At 41.5% G+C, this 19957-nt stretch carries 15 protein-coding genes; 8 read left to right on the top strand and 7 right to left on the bottom strand.

What is annotated here, in order from left to right; genetic code table 11:
- Positions 1–7 precede the first annotated feature (7 nt).
- From FOC45_RS10080 to FOC45_RS10055, 6 genes are read right to left on the bottom strand one after another with little or no spacing between them, the layout of a single operon-like run.
- Positions 8–1471 (bottom strand): HAMP domain-containing sensor histidine kinase, encoded by a 1464-nt coding sequence (locus tag FOC45_RS10080; RefSeq protein ID WP_009391687.1) that lies wholly within the window; start codon positions 1469–1471, stop codon positions 8–10.
- Between the two features lie 24 nt (positions 1472–1495).
- Positions 1496–1852, bottom strand: coding sequence for an SPOR domain-containing protein (locus FOC45_RS10075; RefSeq protein WP_008623407.1), 357 nt, complete (start codon positions 1850–1852; stop codon positions 1496–1498).
- A gap of 22 nt (positions 1853–1874) precedes the next feature.
- On the bottom strand, positions 1875–2552 hold the full coding sequence (locus FOC45_RS10070; protein WP_009391689.1) for a hypothetical protein: 678 nt from the start codon (positions 2550–2552) through the stop codon (positions 1875–1877).
- A gap of 9 nt (positions 2553–2561) precedes the next feature.
- Positions 2562–3107, bottom strand: coding sequence for a bifunctional pyr operon transcriptional regulator/uracil phosphoribosyltransferase PyrR (gene pyrR, locus FOC45_RS10065; protein WP_009391691.1), 546 nt, complete (start codon positions 3105–3107; stop codon positions 2562–2564).
- 3 nt (positions 3108–3110) lie between these two features.
- Positions 3111–5606, bottom strand: coding sequence for an O-antigen ligase family protein (locus FOC45_RS10060; RefSeq protein ID WP_009391693.1), 2496 nt, complete (start codon positions 5604–5606; stop codon positions 3111–3113).
- A gap of 33 nt (positions 5607–5639) precedes the next feature.
- Positions 5640–6719 (bottom strand): DNA replication/repair protein RecF, encoded by a 1080-nt coding sequence (locus FOC45_RS10055; protein ID WP_009391695.1) that lies wholly within the window; start codon positions 6717–6719, stop codon positions 5640–5642.
- 159 nt (positions 6720–6878) lie between these two features.
- Between FOC45_RS10055 and FOC45_RS10050 the strand changes: the two genes are divergently transcribed.
- A complete protein-coding gene (locus FOC45_RS10050; RefSeq protein WP_009391697.1) occupies positions 6879–8990 on the top strand; it encodes a TonB-dependent receptor in 2112 nt (703 codons plus the stop codon).
- 49 nt (positions 8991–9039) lie between these two features.
- Entirely contained in the window at positions 9040–10329 is a 1290-nt protein-coding gene (locus FOC45_RS10045; RefSeq protein ID WP_009391699.1) for a DUF4374 domain-containing protein, read from the top strand.
- A 96-nt stretch (positions 10330–10425) separates the two neighbouring features.
- On the opposite strand, the gene FOC45_RS10040 is transcribed toward FOC45_RS10045, so the two are convergent.
- Complete coding sequence (locus FOC45_RS10040) at positions 10426–11379, bottom strand: alpha/beta hydrolase (protein WP_009391702.1); 954 nt, start codon at positions 11377–11379, stop codon at positions 10426–10428.
- Between the two features lie 207 nt (positions 11380–11586).
- Here FOC45_RS10040 and FOC45_RS10035 point away from each other — a divergent pair, with 207 nt between their 5' ends.
- The 6 genes from FOC45_RS10035 (at position 11587) to FOC45_RS10010 (ending at position 19825) form a co-directional block, all read left to right on the top strand.
- Positions 11587–12930 carry a leucine-rich repeat domain-containing protein gene (locus FOC45_RS10035; RefSeq protein ID WP_009391704.1) on the top strand — a complete coding sequence of 448 codons (1344 nt, stop codon included), beginning with the start codon at positions 11587–11589 and terminating at the stop codon, positions 12928–12930.
- Between the two features lie 283 nt (positions 12931–13213).
- Positions 13214–14374, top strand: a complete 1161-nt coding sequence (locus FOC45_RS10030) for a leucine-rich repeat domain-containing protein (RefSeq protein ID WP_009391706.1) — start codon at positions 13214–13216, stop codon at positions 14372–14374.
- A gap of 20 nt (positions 14375–14394) precedes the next feature.
- Entirely contained in the window at positions 14395–15597 is a 1203-nt protein-coding gene (locus FOC45_RS10025) for a leucine-rich repeat domain-containing protein (RefSeq protein ID WP_009391709.1), read from the top strand.
- A 13-nt stretch (positions 15598–15610) separates the two neighbouring features.
- Entirely contained in the window at positions 15611–16462 is an 852-nt protein-coding gene (locus FOC45_RS10020; RefSeq protein WP_009391711.1) for a lipocalin family protein, read from the top strand.
- On the top strand, positions 16459–18582 hold the full coding sequence (locus tag FOC45_RS10015; protein ID WP_009391716.1) for a TonB-dependent siderophore receptor: 2124 nt from the start codon (positions 16459–16461) through the stop codon (positions 18580–18582). Before FOC45_RS10020 ends, FOC45_RS10015 begins: the two co-directional genes overlap by 4 nt.
- A gap of 16 nt (positions 18583–18598) precedes the next feature.
- Complete coding sequence (locus FOC45_RS10010) at positions 18599–19825, top strand: HmuY family protein (RefSeq protein WP_009391717.1); 1227 nt, start codon at positions 18599–18601, stop codon at positions 19823–19825.
- The last annotated feature ends 132 nt before the right edge of the window (positions 19826–19957 follow it).

Here is a 19957-nt window from a genome sequence, read left to right as displayed (position 1 = left end):
AATGTTTTTATGTTTGATTCGTTTTCAAAAAATGTGCCAATACAGCTGTAAATTCGCTTCCTTTTCCAACCTCAGAAGTAAAAGAGATAGTGCCTCCATACGAAAGAATGATATTTTTTACCATTGCTAAGCCCAAACCACTGCCGCTAGTTTTGGTGGTAAAACGAGGTTCGAAAATTTTATCTCGGTCAGTTTCTTTTATGCCTATGCCATTATCTTTTACTTTTAAGGTAATACAGTCATTGTCTTTGTACAGCGACACTTCTATATGCGGCATTGGGGTATTTTCGGTAGCTTGCATAGCATTTTTTACTAAGTTAGTAACCACACGTCCTAGTTGGTCACGGTCAAAAACAGCAGTGATATCGCTGTCAGAATACGTGAAATGGATATAATCAGTATTAAAAATATCTAAAGTACGCTTGATAACGGGTACAAAGTTGAAGTTTTCATCATTTTTAGCAGGCATATTCGTAAGAGCGGAAAAAGCAGTTGAGATATTGCTAAGAATGTCGATTTGCTGAATAAGTGATTCACAAAATTCGTTAGTGAGCTCACTTGATTGAGTTTCTCTGTTAGCTTTTCGCTGGAAACTTTGCACCGATAGGCGCATAGGGGTTAGCGGATTTTTGATTTCGTGGGCTACTTGTTTTGCCATCTCTCGCCACGCCTGTTCACGCTCCGACTGTGCTAAGAGAGCCTTGCTATTCTCAATCTCATCAATCATAGCATTATAGGCACTTACTAATTCAGAAATTTCGGCAGGAGCAGACTTAAGGGTTATTTTCTCATTGCGCGATAGTAGGCGAGTTTTATCTAACCGTTGTTCAATGGTTTTTAATGACTTAGTGATATATTTAGAGATGAAATAAGCCACAATAAGGGCTACAATAAGCAGTGAAAAATAGACAATAGCAAGGTTGTATAACGAACCTTCCAAAGCGCGCTCATTGAAAGTATCATTCTCAAAATAGGGAATGCTAAGGATAGCGATGGGCTTAAACTGTAAGTCAGTAATGTAGCTATAAGAAGTTTGGTAGCCTCTGCCTGCCACTTCGTGATGCTCAGCAATACGTTTATTGAGGGTAGAAGAGAGTTGCTGAAGCACTGAGGGAGGAATGAAAAAAGCATCTTGGTCAGGAGAAAGGGATGCTTTAGAGCTTTTTAGCAAGATACCGTCGAGGTCATAGAGAGCAAAGTTTAGGTTTTGGATATTGGCAATAGTATATATATCCTCTCGGAAAATGAGAGGAATATAAGGGGTCTCGACAGGAAAAGTAGTTTGAGAGAATACGTATTGTATCTGCATCTTTATTTGGTTCTCCTTGTCAATCAGACGCTCATCGTGGTACTCAAGCGCTTGCTGACGGTATTGCCCTACTAACACGAATGCTAAAAGAGCAAATGACACCAAGACTAAGAGTGTCATACTCAAGAAAATCTGAAAGCGCAGTGAATTCTTCTTAAACATAATATTCCCCTCTTATAAAGAAGCTTATTTTAACCCTACTACAAAAGCTGCTGGGTAAGTCTTTTTGATTTCAAAAAGGTTTTTTTCTGCTTCCAAACGGGTGCGGAAGCTCCCTATACGTACTTTGTAATTAGGCGATTCAAATGATAGAAGCACGGGGTACTGCTTAAAGGTATTTTTAGCTTCTAAAAGGGTTTTGTTGGCTTCAGTGATATTGCCGTTGTAAATCTGCACCTGAAAAGCACTTTCATTTCGAGCTACTTCTTTTTTTAGTTCCATTGCTTCAGCAATATTTGCTTCTTGATTGATAGTCACTTGTGCATAGCCGCCAGCAGCACATAGTGTAAATAAGGTAGTAGCAATCAAAAGATTTAGTTTCATAGATAATTGAATTTTTTAAAGGTTATTTCGTTTTTTTGATTTTCCAATATAGTTTGTTAAACACAAAGCCTGCCATAAATAACAGAAAGAAAAAGAGAAAAGTATTTCCTAATATTTTAAAGTTGATAGGCTCTGACTGTGGTACATAGATAATTTGCCCGTTAGCAGTACTCACTAATCCTAAAAGGGTAATGAGTAGGCTGACTAAGAAATGGAGCTCCAAACGCAGGTCTTTTTCGGGTAATAGCTTATGGATGCCAAAGGCTCCCAAGATGATAAACACAAGTGAAATCACGCCTACTCCTAAAGCTATTTGTTCAAAGGATACTCCTGTATAGTAAAAAATGCATTGGGTGAGTATGTAGAACAAAGCAGGAAAAATAAGCAAGTTAGGGTACCATTGTAGTATTTTATTCCATCGACTTTCTTTTTCTTTGAAAATACTACGCAGCGAGGTAAAACAAAACGCCATACATACTGCAGTCTCAATAGTGAGCAGTACCGTTATATTGCTCAACACACGTGGGTTATTGAGCATAGCCTCTAAAGTTACTTGCGATTGTTCAGAAGCAAAATCTGTAGAGAGCCATACAAATAGGAAGATAATACTACCAAATAGGGCTGTTTGCCACACTTTCCAGAAGCTGAGCTTCAGCACCAGATTGATAACTATAAAGGCGGTGAGTATTGCTATTACCATAATAATCTGCTATTTATCAATTACATATACAGCGTCTTCTCCTTCTTTTTCTTTCCAATGTACCACTACCCGTTCTTGGTTGATAGCATCTACCTGCTTGCCCCTGTAGTCAGGCTGTATAGGCAGATGTCTACTGAAACGTCTGTCAATAAGCACTAATAGCTCTATTTCGGCAGGTCTGCCAAAAGACTGAATAGCCGATAGGGCAGCTCTGATACTTCTTCCAGTGTATAATACATCGTCTATAAACACTACTTTTTTATCTTCTACTATGAAATCAATAGCGGTAGAGTTTGCTTCTAAGGGGCGTGCATTACGCCTGAAATCATCGCGGAAAAAGGTAATGTCGAGTATCCCAAAAGGAATATTCGTTATTCCGTATTCTGTGGTGAGTAGTTGCAGCAAACGCTTAGCCAATGAGGTGCCGCGTGGCTGGATGCCGATGAAAACGGTATTAGCAAAATCGCTATGGTTTTCTATCAACTCACACGCTAAGCGGTGCAGCATTATCTTTATCTCATTCTCAGTGAGTATTTGTTTCTTATAGGTATTCATTTTCTAAAAAGTAAGCGAATTTAGGTTCTTTTGAGCGTCAGCATTCCCTTCGCTGGCAGCTTTCTGAAAGAAAACCTTAGCGTTATTTTTGTCGCCTATCATATAGTAGCACGAAGCGCGATAGTTATTGAGTATAGGGTCTATAGGGTTACCTAAGCTCTCCATCTGGTTGATGTCAGCGATTACTTTTTGGTACTGCTGTAGATTGTAATAACTATAAGCACGTAGGCGATACGCATCAGCGTGGGCGGGTACTTTTTCTAAAAACTTAGTAAAGGCTTCTACCGCTTCAGGATAACGCCTGTTGTTGTACAAATTTACTGCTTCTACGTATAGAGGAGTAAACTGCTCTACTTGCAAGCGCGAAGTTAGTTTGATACGATTGTTTACAATATCTTGGTTGTTAGGCAGATATACATAAGCGCTATCTAAGGTAGCCTTAGCATCAGCTATTAGGTTATTCTTCTCTTGCAGATAAGCCAAAGCATTCCACGCTTGTGCCTCAGTGCGTTTGTTAGCTAACGCCTCACGATCTACATCTATATGAAATTTCTTCAGTGTATTTTTCCATTTAGGAGTTACGACAGTAGTATCTTTCTCTAATCCTAAAAACTGCTTCAATAGTTTTATTGATTCTTGCTCTTTGCCCATATTGTTGAGGACAAAGGTTTCTAAGTTAAGGCTTCCGAAGAAGTTCGGCTTAATCATACGGGCTTTATGAGCGTATTTGTAAATGCTGTCGTTGTTCTTCTCAGGCTCCATAAAGTAAGACACCGCCATAAAATACTCAGGACGTGCATCGTATGGGTGATAGTGTATCGAGCGCAATATCTTGCGAGCCTCTTCAAATTTCTGTTCGTCTATTAGGTAGCGAGCTTTCTCTACATCTACAGGTTCAGCTACTGCTGTCAAGTTAGGAATGCGCGGATACTCGCGTATCAAATATTCAGCAGGCGATTTGGTCGGACGTACGTTTTGTTGTTCTTCTTTTACCATACGTTGCATTTTTGACGAATCAAAGTACATACGCTCTACCACTACGTTCATCACGGCTACTACTGCTGCTACCATACCTATAAAGCCAATGGCTGTCAAAGGCAATTTCTTCTCTTCTTTGTTATTTTTCCTGTAATACAATACAGCTAAGCCCACAGCAGTTCCCACGTAAATACTAAAGAGCGCTTGTATTTCAGGCCGGTCTTGAGGGAAGTTAAAAAAGGCATCAAACGAGTAGGCAAAAAGCCCAAACAGAGGCAGGAAGAACCATTGTTCTTTCTTGTTGTCTTTCTCTTTATAAGTACCCCACAAGAAGTAGTAAGCGGCTAAAAAGAAAATAGCGATAAAAGCTAAGCCCGCAAAAATACCTGCTTCCGCTGTAAGCTCTAAAAAGTCATTGTGGTTTTTGTACATATAGATATAGTGCGGACTATATGAATTCTCGTATTGCAAGAAACGTACCTTCCAGTTACCTATTCCTACCCCTAATATTGGGTTGTTAGGTATCATATCAGTAGCGGTGATAACCCAAGCAGTTTTACGTAGGTTGTTACTTGAGTTTTCTTGGTTAGCCACCTCTGCCAAACGAGCCCCAAAACTAGTACTTTGGCGTATCTGTTGTGGATACATAAAGTTTTGTACAAAGGTAAATATTCCAAAAGCTAGCACTACTAAACCTACGTGTATGAGTACTTTACCTCCTGTTTCGCGTTTTTTTCTAATGAAATAATCAATAATGCCATAAATAGCAAATATTACCACGGTGAGTATCGTAGCCAAGTAGAAAGTACGTGTACTCATAAAGAAGATAGCCAGCGTACCTACAAGTATCCCTATCCCCCCTAATAATCTGTAGAGTGTCTTTTTATTGAAGTAAAACAACCAAATAGCAAAAGGTATCTTAATAAACATAGCCGAAGCTAAGATGTTTTTGTTAGAGTAACCACCTTTGATATTGTAGTCGCCACTGATACCTCTAATAATGTCTTTTACCCCTCCCATCGTGATTAAGAAATCGTAAAAAAGCAGCAAAGTCATCGCTACTGCCAAGGGGGCTAAACTCTTTTTGTTGTAAATCACCAAGGCTGATACCATCCAAGCAGCGGTAAAGGTAACGAATATCTTAGAATAATGCAGTATCGCCTCTTCTATATCAAGTGCTTTGGTGAAAGATAGCAGCGCAAATACCATCACAATGCTATAGGCTATCCCTATTTTATTGTTGAAAAAGCCAAATAACACTTGGGTACGCTCTCTAAAGTCTTTTATCAGAAAAACCATTGCTACTACCACCAAGTTGAGTATAGCAAAGGTGTAGAATTTAGAAGCATTAGAGTCAAAAGCCATCCAGTTAGGCGTGATGACAGTCACATAGCCATAAGCTATTAGCAGCAAACTAGTCAACAGGTTGAGTGCCGAATTGTCACTATTAGTAGCTACGGTAGTTTTAGCTGTGGTGGTGTGTGGTGCTTGTTTCTGAGTTGTTGCTTTTTTGTTGCTCATTTCTTATTATGATTTGTTAGTAGGGTTCAAAGGTTAAAATAGTATCATTTGGTAGGGCAGCCCCGTCATTTTCACAACCTCTTCAGTCCGTTGCGAATGCGTATCAGTGATGAATAACTGCCCAAAATGGTTCTGCGTCACTAATTGCACTAATTGCGCTACTCGTGTGTCGTCTAACTTGTCAAAAATATCGTCTAGTAGCACTATAGGGGTAATGCCCAAAGTATGTTTTAGCAACTCAAACTGCGATAGCTTTAGCGCTATGAGCAGCGATTTTTGCTGCCCTTGGCTGCCGTATTTCTTTATGGGGTAGCCCTGTATCTCTAACCGTAGGTCATCTTTGTGAATGCCCGCAGTTGTGTATTGTGCCTGTAGGTCTCGTTGTTGGTGCTGAGCGAGTAGCGCCTCTTGGGTCTGCTCGTGTAGCATACTTTCGTAAACTACTTTCACCTCTTCCTGCCCTCCAGCAATGTAAGCGTACTGATAGCTAAAAATAGGAGCGAATCCCTCCATAAACTGCCGCCGTTTCTCGTAGATGAATTGCCCTAAAGGGGCTAACTGCGCGTCATATACCTGTAGGGTGTCAAAGGCACTAATGCCGCTCTCAGCGATCTGCTTTAGCAGCGTGTTGCGCTGTAGCAGCAAACGATTATAGCGTATCAGCAACTCCAAATACTCACGATCAGTCTGCGCGATAACACTATCCAAAAACTTACGACGCGTCTCACTACCTTCCACTATCAGGTCGCGGTCAGCAGGCGAGATGATCACCATCGGATATTTCCCTATATGGTCTGACAAACGCTCATAAGCCTTGCCATTGTGCTTCATCATCTTCTTTTGTCCTTTCTTCAGACTGCAAACTATCTGTTCTTCTCGGCTGTTCGACTCAAAAAAGCCATCTATCAAGTAAAAATCCTCATCGTGACGTATATTTTGCACTGCCGACGGACTAAAATAGCTCTTTCCCATCCCCAAATGATAGATAGCATCTAACAAATTGGTCTTTCCTGCCCCATTATTACCTACAAAACAGTTGATAGTAGCGCTAAACTCAAGTGTTTTAGAGCTGATATTTTTATAATTAACTACGGTTACTTTCTTTAAAAACATAATTAGCGATGCAAAAATACGAAAAAAAGAAATACCAACAAGCAAAAAAGAAGAATTTTTTTATTTAGTATGTTTTTCAACAAGGCTATAAAAAACACATCGTTATTTAGCTTGTTTATAAATAATTTGCTATATTTGCCCCCGAATTAAGTAATAAAAATGAAAAAACTCCTATATATCAGCCTTTTAGCTCCTTTGGCTGCTATGGCACAACAGCCTAAAGACTCTATAACTCAATTAGAAGAAGTAGTAGTTAAAGCTGAAGCACCTATCAAAAGAATACAAAAAGCAGCCTATAATGTCGTTGCTATCGAAGCGCAGCCACTTCAAGCTGTCAATAGCAATGCTGCCGATATACTCGCACGTGTATCGGGCGTAAAAATGCGCGAAACAGGAGGGGTAGGGGCAGAGGCTAATATCAATCTCAATGGCTTTACAGGCCGACACGTACGCACTTTTATTGATGGCGTACCTATGAACGGCGCCAATGCCTCTTTCCGCATTAATAACATCCCTGCCGAAATGATTGAGCGCATCGAAATTTACAAAGGTGTAGTACCTATTACCTTTGGTGCCGATGCACTCGGAGGGGCTGTCAATATTGTTACCCGCCGTAGTAAGCGCAATTATGCCAACTTATCTTACACTTTTGGCTCTTTCAATACCCACAAAAGTACCTTGCGTATAGGGCAACGACTCACCGATAACATCTCACTCGAGCTGAGTGCCTACCAAAATTACTCCGATAATAATTACAACGTATTTACCAAGTACCTTGATGTGCATACAGGTGTCTTCTCAAAAGAACCCCGTTGGTTTACCCGCTTTCACGACCGCTATCATAACGAAGCCCTAATAGGTCGTCTAAATATATTCAATGAAAAATGGGCTGACAAACTCTCCTTTGGGCTCAATTACAACCAAGAATACAAGCAAATACAGAATGCTAACCTAATGCAGATAGTCTTCGGGGGCAAATACCGCACCTCACATACCTATTCCTCTTCTATGGAATACGAAAAGAAGAATATCATTAGGGGGCTCTCTTTTGCTCTTACCGGTCGTTATGACCTTACCACTACCCGTAATGCCGACGAAGAGCCTCGCCAATATGCTTGGGATGGCACCTACCGCACCAAAGCCACCAAGGGCGAAGTGCAACACATCCTTCAAACTTTTGAGGGCAAAACAGGCTATGTTACCTCACATATCGATTATATGCCTGCCCCCGAGCACCTTTTTCAGGTCAGCAATACCTATAGCCATTATAAGCGCACCACTACCGATAATGTAGTATCACTTGCCACTACAGCAGCCGATTTTATGCGTCGGGTGAATCAGAAAAATATAGTAGGTTTATCCTACAAATTCGCCCCCAATAACCTTTGGAATATGTTAGCTTTTGCTAAATACTACACCACTAAAGTAACCGGACCCGTACAAATAGCTGGCAATGCAAGCAATGCCGTCTACGAAGAGCAAAGTCGCTATAGCAGTACTACAGGCTATGGGCTTGCCACTACCTACCAGCTGCTTAACCCTCTGCAAGTTAAATTGTCGTACGAAAAAACCTTCCGCTTGCCTACCGAACGCGAACTTTTTGGCGATGGCGACCTCGAGCAAGGCGACCAACAACTCAAACCCGAAAACAGCCAAAATATTAACTTCAACCTTTCGTACCAACCCGTAGCCGATAACCATTCTTTCCTTATCGAAGCAGGAGTCGCCTACCGCAATATCACCGATTATATCATCAGGGGGATTAACAGTAGGGGTATTGCTGCTAGCCGCAATCACGGCAACGTGCTCAATATAGGGGCAGATCTTTCAGCCCGTTATTTCTACAAGAATAGCTTTGCCGTAGGTGGCAACATTACCTATATGGACATTCGCAACAAAGAAAAGAAAACAGCCTTCGGTGCCGATTCCGTTACTTATAACGACCGTGTGCCCAATCTGCCTTACTTTTTTGCTAATGCCGATGCCTCTTATAATTTTAAAGGAATATTTGCTAAAAAAGACCAGTTATCACTCTCCTATAACTTACTTTATACCGATGAGTTTTACCTTACTTGGCAAAGCGAAGGGGCTAAAAATACAGTCCCCTCACAGCTCTCACACGATGCCAATCTCACTTACCAAACCTCTAATAAAAAAATAAGTATATCCGCCGAGGTAAAAAACCTCACCGACCAACTCCTATACGATAACTATAGCCTACAGAAAGCCGGTCGTGCTTTCTATGCCAAACTATCCTACCGCTTTTACTAAAAGCTAACATTTAGCAACTCCAATAGCGAAAAATTAAATATTTAAATTTATGTATATCAATTATCAAACATTCAAAAAAGGGCTAATGCTCTCTCTATTAGCAGGTAGTACTGCTTTTATATCTTGCAAAAAAGATAAAAACGAACCCGAAAACCCTCCTGTAGCCGAAAAAGAGTTCTTAATCGATGCTAAAGGAAGCGATAAAAGTTTTGCGCTCTATGTTTCTAATTTAGAAAGTGGAGAAGTTTCTATCAGTTCTAACTTCGAAGAATTGCCCGAAACAGGTTACTTTTGGTCTTTTGGTCAAAATACAGCGGTTGGGTTAGCCTACAAAGGTCAGACCCCTGGTATTGGGGTATCGTACAAACGAAATGGTGATAAGTTAGAAAAAATAACTGACTTCCAAGTACCTTCTCGTTTTACTACCTATGGTTTCTTCGATAAATATTTTATTGTAAATGTAGGCGGACAAACTCTTGCAGGGCAACAAATCAATGGTAAAGACCGCAACGATGGTGCTACCTTTATTTTCCACAACGTATCCGATTATAAAGTAGCTACCCAAACTACCATCGGTACGCTCGAAATCACCAAAGATTTAGGCAAAAACAATAAAGAAATTGCTTCTTTTTCTGGTATTTTAGACAGAGGCAATGGCGAGTTCCTTTCTTCAATGATTTATTCTGAGCGCAATCAACCTCGCCCTGGCAGCGGTTCTACTACAGCTGCTATTACCAAACTCGATTCTATTTGGGTTGCTGCCTTCGATAAAAATATGAACCTAAAACGCATCTACAAAAGCGATAAATTAGGCTATTCATCAGGGCGTTTCCGTTCTCAGTACATCTCTCAATTAGGCAAAGCTGATAATGGCGATGTGTATGTATTCTCTGGTCATTTCGAAAAAGGTTCTACCAAACCAGCAGGGGCACTCCTTATCAAAAAAGACGCTACCGATTTTGATAAAGATTACTTCTTTAATATCGATAACGTTTCAGGAGGACATCCTTTCCGCAGTGTATTCCATATTACAGAAGCTAAATTCCTGATAGAATTCTATAATGATAAAAATATAGAAACCAACTCACCAGCTGCCAAATACGCTATTGTCGATGCTGCTGCCAAAAAACTTACTTGGGTAACAGGCTTACCTGAGCCTGCTAATATTACCAATACGGTAGGGGTAATAGCAATGGGTTACAAAGGCAAATGCTACTTGCCAGTAGCAGAAAAAAATAACGATGCAGCCATTTACGTAATCGACCCCACTACAGCACAAGCCAAAAAAGGCTTAGTAGTAAAAGGAGCGCAAGGCATACGCGGTATCGGAAAAATCTAATCTTCTAATAACTCAAAAAAGCAACTAACAACTAACAAAAAAATGCTTGAAGAAATAAAGTTCTTCAAGCATTTTTTATTTGGTAACTATTAATGGTTATTTGTTAATTGATAATACTGCCTTTGCTTCAGCTTCTTTTCCATTTTTCTGTAACCACTTAGCGGTATTCTTCAGATATTTTTCTGTCGGTTTGAACTCATAGCCTAATTTTTCCGACAGAGCTTTGTATCGCTCTTTAATCACCATTGGGTTAGCTTCAATTTCGTTGCGGTCTATAAACATTTCAGCAAAAAGCATCCTAAAAAAGTCAATGTTAGCCATTATCTGCACCGTACCGTGGTTTTCATTAGGATATTCTTTAAAGTAAGTTTGTAAGTCTTTGCATCCGCCTTCCCTTAGTAGTGATTGCAACCCTTCAATAGCCTCGTGGTGCCTGCTTCTGCCATTATGGCGCACCTTTTCCCCCGAATACGATAGGTATAGATGCCGCCCTTTAAAGTTTTTCTGTTTATTGTCTTCAAACAGTTTTAGTCCGCTATTATCTTCCCACCACAAGCTGGGGTCGTGAGCCATATATACATTGAAGTAGTTAGTATAGTTATTTAGGGCATAAGCTACCGCCAATCCTCCTAATGAGTGTCCCACTACTATACTAAAATTGTTACACCGGTACTCGTTTTTAATCGAGGGAATAACAGATGTAGTAATCAGTTTCCAAAAAGCATCGTTGTTTGTGGTAAAATCAGTTTCTCGCTTAGAGGTTTGAATGCCTACTATAATCATTTCAGGCACATTGGGTATGCCCTGCGATAGTTTGTCCATTAAGGTCGCAAAATAGTTAAAGTTAGCTTCAGCATCTAACAGATACACTACGGGGTATTTCGTAGGTTTTAATGAAGAATCGTGGTACGAAGGGGGTAAGTATACTAATAACGAACGAGTTATATCATCATCTGAAGCAATTCCAATGCGCTCGCCTATACAGATAGTGTTTTGTGCTTGTGCTACAAAACTACATAAAAGCAAAAAGAAAAGTATTTTTTTCATCATTATTTTTTTTTAGCGACTGCAAAGATAAAAAACAATCATCAAATAACAATGAATTAACACTATAAGAGATATAGGAAGGATATAGGAACACTATAGGAACGATACAGCAACTATATGCAATTCTTACTAAAAAATTAACACTATTATTTAGGTTGTTTATAAATAAAGTATTATCTTTGCGCCCAAAATTCTAAATTAAATCATTTTATGAAACGTTTTAACCCTTTTTGTGTGATGGTGGCACTCTTCGCCCTCATCATTGCGGCTTGCAGCAAAGACGACAACAAAGCTGATAACAAGCCAGAAAACCCTAAAGAACTCATTTTAGAGAAAACCTCTCTAACCCTCAAGGTTGCCGAAACAGCCACCCTTACCGTCACTTCGGGCAATGGCTCTTATACTGTTAAGGTAGCCGACCAAGCGGTAGCCTCAGCTACTGTAACCCAAAACACCCTTAAAATCACCGCTATAGCACAAGGCGAAACAGTGGTAACGGTAGCCGATGCCAAAGGAAAAACCGCTTCTCTAAGTGTAACCGTTACGGGTATTTTTGCCGTGGTCGATAAGAGCGTCACGGTAGAAAACGGAGCCAAAACTGATGTAAAACTACAGAACGGACACGCTAATTACAATTGTGTGTGCGTACCCGAAGGGGTGGTGTTAGTAAGTGCCAAGACTGATAATGTACTCAGTGTCGAAGGACTAAAGGTGGGCAGTGCTACCGTTACCGTTACCGATGTACAGAGTGGCAAGCAGGATATTTTCGAGGTTACGGTTACAGGTATGCCTTTCACTATAAGCAAAAACAGCTTTGTGTTAGAGGTAGGCAATACCGAGCAAGTTGCTATCACAAGTGGTAATCCTGACTATAAGGTACAATATTCTATTGAAAATGTAGTAAAAGCTCAAATAAACGGCAATGTTATACACCTAACAGCCGTAGGGGCAGGAAAGGCTAATGTTATCATCACCGATGCCGCTCAGCAAAAAGCGACTATAGCGGTAACAGTAAACGGAGCTGTAGCAGGCGATATTTTTGATGTAGATGAAGGAGAAGACGAAAACGAAGGCGAGAAAGTAGTGACGCTCAAAATGGGTGCAGTGGCTACAGGAGCTATCACAATCCCCGACGAAGGTACTGTGCTTGATGCTTCACTATTCGATGGTAATAAAGACATCACTTCAGCCGATTTAAAGAACATTACAAAGATAGGCGACGGAGCTTTCAAAGCTACTACTAATCTTAAAAAAGTAGTGATGACAAAAGTTAAGAGCATAGGGGTACAAGCCTTTATTAGCTCGGGGCTTACCGAGCTTACCCTACCTGCTTCTATAGAAACCATCAAGTCAATGGCTTTTATGAATAACTATAGTCTTACAAAGGTAACGGTGCTCAATCCTACCCCGATAACCATAACCCTCAACACCTTTGCTACTTCAGCACAGAATCGCGAAAAGCGAATTTTATATGTGCCTAAAGGAAGTAAAACAGCCTATGAAAATAATGAGAATTGGTCTAAAAACTTCAAAGAAATAAGAGAACTTAATTAATTTACCTGTAGGGGCAAATAGCAGAAAAAATGCTATTTGCCCCTTACTTTTTATTAACAATTTATCGCTTACATTAACAATTGTATGTTGATAATTAACAATTTTACGCTGTTTATATGTAATTTAGAATATATAATTTACATTTGATAATCAGTGTTTTATGTTGTGTTAAATAGTTAATCTTTCTTTTTTCTAAATAAAATTTGCAATATATTTGGATTGAATATAAAATAGTTGTTACCTTTGCACCAAAATAATTCTAAATTAAATAATCTTCTTCGTAATGAAAAAACTATTGATAGGGGCGATGGTTTGCCTGTCGCTCACAGCGTTACAAAGCTGCAAAAAACAAGTAATTGAAGAGCGCGAAGACATAGTCGCAGGCTCTGAAATTATTAGCCAAGGCCGTACGCCCGACGAGTCTGACGGCAAGAAAGGCGACTACTTCATCAATACACTTACCAGCGAACTTTATGGCCCTAAAACCGATGCAGGGTGGGGAGCGCCCATACGTTTCGGTAGTAGCAACACTGCCGAGGCCAAAATACTTTCTGGGGCAGGGGCACCTTCGCCTCGTACTGGTAGCGAAGGCGATTGGTATATCGACCTTAGCACGCGTACCCTCTACGGCCCTAAAGCCAATAACCAATGGGGCAGTGGCATAGTGTTGGGCGGCAATCCTAACAATGGTTCTAACCAAGACCCCGATGAGTCCCTACCCGATTTCCATATCAGCAAAATTGGGCAACCTACCCTCTTAGTATGGTCAAACCCTAAAACTGTCGAGGTGAATATGAACGCCAATAACCAACTCAAATTGGTTGAGGTAATCGGTAGAGAGGCTTTTGCTCAAAAACGCTCTTTAGAAAAAATTACCATTGGCGATAAAGTTCAACTAATCGAAAACCAAGCTTTTGAAAACAACTTCGCTCTCAAAGACATTATCTTCACTGCCGATAGCGAACTCGAACATATAGGCGTAGAAGCCTTTACAAAGTGCAATGCGCTCAAAACGATAGGCTTACCTTCACGCCTTACCCTTATTGATAAATACGCTTTTCTTAGCTGCAAGTCGCTCGAAACGGTAGTAGTACCTGGCTCTTGCGAGCGTATCCTTTCTGAAGCCTTCAAAGAGTGCGAAAACCTCAAAAACGTTACCCTTAACGAGGGCGTTAAATTGGTGGATAACTTAGTGTTCGAAAAATGCTTCTCTCTTACCAAGATTACCTTCCCTGCTTCTTTAACCGGTTTAGGCGAATTGCTCTTCAACGAGACTACCCAAAAGATAAGCGTTACTTTCCTTGGGGCGGTTCCTCAAACTAATGACGATGCCAATCCTTTCGCAGGGGCTACTATCGAGCATATCTATGTGCCTTCACAGCACCTACAAGCCTACCGCGATAAGTTTACCGACTACGCCGATATTATACAAGCTATCCAATAAAAAGTAAAAAATAATTCTAAATGAAAAATATAATTATCAGCTTGTGCGCGCTTTTGGCGTTCAGCACGGTGGGCTGTGTCAAACAGACCATTGAGCGCGTCAAAGTAAAAAGAGCCAGTGTCATACACCTCAAAGATTATCCTCCTTCTATTGATGAGGGCAACATAGGCGACTATTATATAGATAGAAAAACAGGCTTGCTCTATGGCCCTAAAACCGATGAGCGCGGCTGGGGCAATACGCCTATTCGTTTAGTATCCGAAAAAGGTATCAACCCCAATACCATTCGCTCTGGCAAGGGCGCTCCCGATTTAACCATTGGCAATGAAGGCGACCTGTATTTAGATACCCAAAACCAAAAACTCTACGGGCCTAAGAAGAACAACAGTTGGGGCATAGCCTACACTTTGGGCGATAACAACCCTTGGCATAATAATCAGCTTTCTAACTACAAGCTCTCCGACGACCGCAAAACGCTATTAGCGTGGCTCAATCCTCAAACGGTGCATATCGATATGCGCGCCGATGTAGGGCTTAGCCGTATTACTGCCATTCAAGAGAAAGCTTTTAGTTATCAATTTGGTGCAGGCGGGCACGAGGGCGTTTTTACTTCCGACCCTTATGCGGTTAAGACTATCATTCTACCTGCTACCGTTACCGAGATAGGCAAAAGTGCTTTCGAGGGGCTTTATCACCTCGAGATGCTCACCCTACCACGCGGACTTACCAAAATCCCTCGCAGTATGTGCAATGGCTGCGAACGCCTTAGTATTGTCAATTTTGAAGAGGGTATCACCGAGATAGAAGACTTTGCTTTTGCGCGTACTAAGATAGAAAAACTCACTATTCCGCGCTCTGTCAAAGAGATTAAGGGCTATGCATTTGCTTTTTGCGATAATCTCGATGAGCTCAAACTCCAAGAGGGATTAAAGAAGATTGCTGCACAAGCCTTTTTAGGTTGCGAAAAGCTAAAGGTCATCGATATACCTGAGAGTGTTACCAGCATTGGTAGTATAGGCGATTTCTCTTTCAGCTATTGTCCTGTCGAAACAGTTGTGCTACACTCGCGTACTATCCCTAAGTTCAGCAGTGTTGAGATATCCTTTAGGCGAACCCTCAAGAATGTGTACGTGCCCGATGAAAGTTTAGAGTTGTACAAAAAATCTGACTGGGCAGACGATGCTTTCAAAGCCAAAATCAAACCAATGTCTCAAAGACACTAATCAATCTAACAAAATGAGCAAAATATATTATTTCCTAATATTGTTTTCGCTTGCCTTAGTAGCTTGCGATAAGCAAAAAGAAGACCCTAATCCCGAATTGCCTGCCCCTCCTAAGCCAGAAGCGTCTGTTTCTCCCTTAGTAGGCGAATGGCGTTTGGTGAAGTTAGAAGAAAATGGTTACGAAACTAAAATAGAGAACTGTAGCCGCAAGAGCAGCTTAGTCTTTGGGGCAGACCAAACCGCTACCCGCACTACCTATCAGTATACCCCCAATACCGACCCTAATGATGCTAAAGACGCTTGCAACTATGTGATAGAAGCCAAAACCTATAGCACTACTTTGCAGCAATTGGTACTACAATCTGTTGGCAAGGCTACTGATACCGAGGCGTATACTTATAGCGTAACTACTGATACTTTGGTAATGACTTACACCAATGGGGCTGGAGGAGTGCAGAAGGCTACCTACCGCAAAAATTATCAGTACGACCCTGCCAAAGAAATCGTTGGTACTTGGTATATTTACAGCCTTAGGCGCAATGACATTTATGATTATAATAAAGATTTAACCGATTTTTCTGGTTGTCGTTCGCAACAAAAGGTAGTGATTACCAAAGACTCTATCACGATGTATCAGTATCGCTATACTAAGAACAAATGCCGCGAAACCGTCTACAAAGGGGCTTACGAAATCTCTGCAGGCTTGGGTATCATAAAGGTACGCAACAAGATAAGAGGCAAGGTAAACGTAGGTTTGCGCGAGTTTAGGCTCGGCAATGGCACGCTCGAGTTTTGGGGCTTTGTAAATGGCTTAGCAGGCGACTACGAAAATGAGTTTTACCGCAAAGAAAAAACATTTGAATGATACGCTCCATCCTACATAATATCGCTATCGTCTCGGTGCTGCTCTTCTCGGTAGTAACCGCTGCACAGCCTACTAAAACCGACAAGGTTATCGACCTTGAGGAGGTGGTAGTCTCGGGGCAAATAGAACCCCAGTCGGTCAAAAAATCGGTCAAGAACGTGCAAGTCATTACTAAAGAACAGATAAAAGGCGTAGGGGCTACCCATTTAGGCGAGGTGCTCAATCAGTATGTAAACCTCAATATCCTCCCCGATGAGGGCAGTGGCAAGCAGAAGATTTCGCTCTATGGCTTAGGGGCTAACTACTTCAAGGTATTTGTAGACAATGTGCCGCTGGTAAGCGAAGACGGCTTAGGGGTCAATACCGACCTTTCGCAGATAAATGTAGATGATATTGAGCGCATAGAGATAGTCGAAGGGGCGATGGGCGTAACCCACGGTGCCAATGCCGTAACGGGTATAATGAACATCATCACCAAGAAAAAGGCGACCAATAAGTGGGATATTACCTACTCGCTTCAGGAGGAAACCCTCTCGCGCGAGTACAATTTCCTAAATAAAGGCAAACATTATCTCAACTTCCGAGCTGCTACCAATCTCTCTAAGCGTTGGTTTGCTTCTGTGGGTATGAATCGCAATAATTTCAATGGCTTTTGGGGTAAGTACAAAGGCAAAAACTACTTGGGTACAGATGGGCTCAGGGGCTTTGAGCGCCAACCTTATTTTCTGTATCAAACCAATGTGATGACTACCTATCAGGGCGATAGCTATAAGCTCATTTATCGCTTTGAGTATATGCGCGACCAGTACAACACTTATGACCGCACTGCCGAGCGCACCTATAGTCCTCGTTATGGCGATTACACTTTTGGCAATGACCAGCGCGATTACTATTCGCGTCAGAATCACCAGCTCAACCTTAGTGGGGCACTTAGCGAGCTTAAGTATAACCTTACCGCTTCTTATCAATATCAAGAGCGCGCTACCGAAACCTTCCGCTACCTTATTGATTATCATCACGAAATCAATAATGAAAAAAGGCGCAACCAGTCTATGGACGTGTTTTACTCATCGGGCTACCTCAGTGGGGCTTTGGCTAAGAAAAGATACCAATGGCAAGTAGGCTATGAGGCTGTGCGCAATCAGGGCTATGCTATCATCCGCGACGAAGGTTCTACCGAAAAGTTCGTGGATAAAGCCATTGATAATTACGACCTTTATGCTTCCGTAGAAGCCAATATCACCAAAAAGTTTTCTATCCGTCCAGGCGCACGCTACTCTATACAGCGTTTGTTCAATAACCAATACGCCTATTCCTTGGGCGCGCGCTATCTGTTGCCTGCCAATGTCGAGCTACGCGCTTCAGTAGGACAAGCCTATCGCACGCCTAACTTTCAAGAGTTGTATGTGCGCAATGTCTTTATAGGGCATATCTTTTTGGGCAATGAAAACTTAGTGCCTGAGCGCAGCTTCTCTACGGAGCTCAATGCCAAAAAGGTCTTTACTTTTGGCACTGATGCCACTACCCAGCTCACCAGCAACTTAGCTTTTAGCCACAATCGTATATACGATAAGATAGATAACATATTGTTAGAATTGCAAGGCGGTATGCCGCATACCCAGTACCTCAATGTCAGCCGTTTTCTCAATAACAATATTATCACCACGCATAGGTTTGTGTGGAACAATCTGGGGCTTACCTTAGGCGGGGCTTTTGTATGGGTATCGCAGACTGATGATGTGTCAAAGATAAAAAAAGACGACCGTTTTCTGTTGAATATCAATGCCAATGCAGGGCTTGCTTATCAGTTGTCCAAAACGAATACCGTGCTTACGGCCAATTATAAGTTTGTGGGCAAGTCGCAGATGTGGATGGCTACTGCCGATGGGGCAGCACTGGGTACCTTATCGCCTTATGGTTGGGTCGATGCTTCAGTGCAACAATCGTTTTGGCAGAAGCGCATCGACTTTGTTTTAGGTTGCCGCAATGTGCTAAACGTAATCAATACTACCCTTACCCAAACATCGCTATTGGGTATAACGACCGAGCGCAATTACCCTATTGCCAACGGACGTATGTTCTACTTGAAACTCACTTATAATCTGAATATTAAATATTAAAAATCTTACTATTTATATGAAAAAAATAATTCTATCACTCAGTATTGCAGCCTTTATGTTCGGGGCTTGCCAAAAAGAATCAGAACCTGAAAAGAAACTGCCAGAGGGCGGAGGCACTCAAACTAACACTACCGAGCAAGGTACAGCCTCAGGTACTCTTAGCGTAAAACCGCTAACCCCTATCACAGTACAAGCTGAGGTAGGAGGCGCTAATGAGCCTAACCAAGTATACATCGACCTTTCTACCGGCAAGACTACTGCAATTAAGCGCGACACTTGGCACTTAGCTTTCTATTGTGGTGATGACGATTTTAGAGTGCTCATCAACCCTGCTATCGCGATGTCGGCATTAGAGCAAGAAACTACCGATATAAATAAAAGGGTAGAAGAGGATAAAACCATATTGCTTAACACCGACCCTACCAACCCATCGCCTAACCACCTTGTTAGCCGTAGATTGATAGACGACCCTCGCGGTTATTTAGCTCCGCGCAATAACGAACCTGGTTCTGGTACAGCTATCGCTGGTGTTTCAGCCAAAGACGAAGAGAACAAAGTATACCTACTCAGTATGGGCTTTGCTATCAGCGATAAGACTCCTGTAAAAGGAAGCGTAAATATATTAGGAGCGCATAAAGGTTGGGGCAAAATACGTGTGCTACGCGAAAACGGAAAGTATAAAGTGATGTTTGTGCCACGTACAGCTGCTACTGCTCCTGCTGCTGTTAAGACCTTTACAGTAGCTAAAAACGCTGCCTATAATTTTGTGTATCTAAACCTCGAATCAGGACAAATGGTGCAAGTAGAGCCTAAGAAAAACGATTGGGATTTGTGCTATACTGCTGCGGTAGCTTGGATTACTAACAAAGATTACGATGCGCGAAGCAATGTAACCCTTTACCCCGACCTGATAATCAATAATATACACGGAGGCACTAAAGTAGCGCATACTAAGCAGTTTGAGACTACTGAAAAGGCGTATGAAGCCTATCAGAAAATTCCTTTAAACATATTTTGGGATACCACTGTCAAAGGGGCTAATTTCGATGCTAATAGCTATAACCGTTTAGGCTTAGGCAAATCGTGGAGAGACCTGCCTAATGGGGGTACTATCCGTCCGTATTGGTATGTGGTTAGAGACGGAGAAGGCAATCACTTCAAACTGATAGTCAGAGCAATGAAAAATGATGCTGGAGAGAGAGGTTATCCTACCATCGAGTATCAATACGTACCCAAACAGTAATTGACAAAAGAGCCGATTTGGATATAGGATGAGCGAAGGTTGAGCGAACGATGAGCGAACAATAACCGAATGAATCGCCTTCTAACGACTAACAACTAACGACTAGCGACTAACAAACTAACAAACTAACGA

Origin of the sequence: Capnocytophaga sp. FDAARGOS_737 (assembly GCF_009730375.1) — a bacterium.
Taxonomy (GTDB): Bacteria; Bacteroidota; Bacteroidia; order Flavobacteriales; family Flavobacteriaceae; genus Capnocytophaga; species Capnocytophaga leadbetteri.
The sequence above is the reverse complement of the archived record's forward strand: the minus strand, read 5'-3'. Positions and strand labels throughout refer to the sequence as shown.

What these genes read in the sequence shown, in the direction of transcription:
- FOC45_RS10080 (WP_009391687.1), bottom strand. Translation starts at nt 1,471, where the DNA reads ATGTTTAAGAAGAATTCACTGCGCTTTCAGATTTTCTTGAGTATGACA.
- FOC45_RS10075 (WP_008623407.1), bottom strand. Translation starts at nt 1,852, where the DNA reads ATGAAACTAAATCTTTTGATTGCTACTACCTTATTTACACTATGTGCT.
- FOC45_RS10070 (WP_009391689.1), bottom strand. Translation starts at nt 2,552, where the DNA reads ATGGTAATAGCAATACTCACCGCCTTTATAGTTATCAATCTGGTGCTG.
- pyrR (WP_009391691.1), bottom strand. Translation starts at nt 3,107, where the DNA reads ATGAATACCTATAAGAAACAAATACTCACTGAGAATGAGATAAAGATA.
- FOC45_RS10060 (WP_009391693.1), bottom strand. Translation starts at nt 5,606, where the DNA reads ATGAGCAACAAAAAAGCAACAACTCAGAAACAAGCACCACACACCACC.
- FOC45_RS10055 (WP_009391695.1), bottom strand. Translation starts at nt 6,719, where the DNA reads ATGTTTTTAAAGAAAGTAACCGTAGTTAATTATAAAAATATCAGCTCT.
- FOC45_RS10050 (WP_009391697.1), top strand. Translation starts at nt 6,879, where the DNA reads ATGAAAAAACTCCTATATATCAGCCTTTTAGCTCCTTTGGCTGCTATG.
- FOC45_RS10045 (WP_009391699.1), top strand. Translation starts at nt 9,040, where the DNA reads ATGTATATCAATTATCAAACATTCAAAAAAGGGCTAATGCTCTCTCTA.
- FOC45_RS10040 (WP_009391702.1), bottom strand. Translation starts at nt 11,379, where the DNA reads ATGATGAAAAAAATACTTTTCTTTTTGCTTTTATGTAGTTTTGTAGCA.
- FOC45_RS10035 (WP_009391704.1), top strand. Translation starts at nt 11,587, where the DNA reads ATGAAACGTTTTAACCCTTTTTGTGTGATGGTGGCACTCTTCGCCCTC.
- FOC45_RS10030 (WP_009391706.1), top strand. Translation starts at nt 13,214, where the DNA reads ATGAAAAAACTATTGATAGGGGCGATGGTTTGCCTGTCGCTCACAGCG.
- FOC45_RS10025 (WP_009391709.1), top strand. Translation starts at nt 14,395, where the DNA reads ATGAAAAATATAATTATCAGCTTGTGCGCGCTTTTGGCGTTCAGCACG.
- FOC45_RS10020 (WP_009391711.1), top strand. Translation starts at nt 15,611, where the DNA reads ATGAGCAAAATATATTATTTCCTAATATTGTTTTCGCTTGCCTTAGTA.
- FOC45_RS10015 (WP_009391716.1), top strand. Translation starts at nt 16,459, where the DNA reads ATGATACGCTCCATCCTACATAATATCGCTATCGTCTCGGTGCTGCTC.
- FOC45_RS10010 (WP_009391717.1), top strand. Translation starts at nt 18,599, where the DNA reads ATGAAAAAAATAATTCTATCACTCAGTATTGCAGCCTTTATGTTCGGG.